A 1075-nucleotide genomic window follows, 5' to 3' on the forward strand; every position below is an offset into this window, starting at 1 on the left:
TGTTCTTCCCACGGTGGTTGTGTGCAGCGTGGCGTGAGGAAATGAGGTGAGGACCTCCGGTATCGATATGGGTAACCACACCTGATCGAGTCCACGGAGGTCCTCATGTCTTACGTTACCCATGCCCGTGCCGCGCTGAATCCGCAAGGGCGGTTGAAGCTCGTAAAGCTCGTCATCGATGACGGGTGGGCTCAGGCGCGCGCCGCTGAACGATTCCAGGTCGCTCGTGGCACGGTATCGAAATGGGTCGCCCGGTTCCGCGCCGAAGGCGTGGGAGGGCTGGCGGATCGTTCCTCGAGGCCACGCTGTTCACCGCATCAGACGCCGCAGCGCACCGAGCGGCGAATCGTCGGGCTGCGTGTCACACGCCGGTGGGGTCCGCACCGGATCGCGTATCACCTGGGGTTGCCACAATCGACGGTCTCGAAGGTCCTCGCTCGTTATCGTGTCCCGCTGCTCGGGCATATCGATCTGAACACCGGGGTGCGAGTACGCAAGGCGAAGCCGGTGCGTTACGAACACGAGCACCCCGGTGATCTGGTCCACTTGGATGTGAAGAAACTCGGACGCATTCCCGACGGCGGTGGACACCGCACCCTCGGCCAGGCGAAGGGGAAGAAGAACCGGTCCGGGGTCGGGTACTCGTTCCTGCACTCGGCGATCGATGACCGCTCAAGGGCGGTCTACTCCGAAATCCTCGATGACGAGCGCAAAGAGACTGCGGCAGGGTTCTGGGACCGCGCGAACGCGTTCTACGCCAGCTTGGGCATCACCGTGCTCCGCGTGCTCACTGACAACGGCTCCTGCTACCGCTCACGCATGTTCAACGACGCCCTGGGCGAGCACGTGAAGCACAAGTTCACCCGCCCCTACCGGCCACAGACGAACGGGAAGATCGAACGCTTCCACCGCACCCTCGCCTTCGAATGGGCATACGCCCACCACTACGACTCAGACGCCGCCAGAGCTGCCACTTACCAAGCCTGGATCCATAGCTACAATCACCACAGACCCCATACCGGCATCGGAGGACTCTCACCCATCGACCGCGTCCACAACGTCAGTGGGAAGAACA

General features: G+C 62.7%; 1 protein-coding gene. It reads left to right on the top strand.

The window, feature by feature from the left end; genetic code table 11:
• Window positions 1-105: 105 nt before the first annotated feature.
• The coding region (locus tag ACSS7Z_RS16230; protein ID WP_438255911.1) for an IS481 family transposase at window positions 106-1075 on the top strand (970 nt) is incomplete at its 3' end.

It is taken from the genome of Microbacterium wangyouchuni (genome assembly GCF_051546305.1).
Classification (GTDB): Bacteria; Actinomycetota; Actinomycetes; order Actinomycetales; family Microbacteriaceae; genus Microbacterium.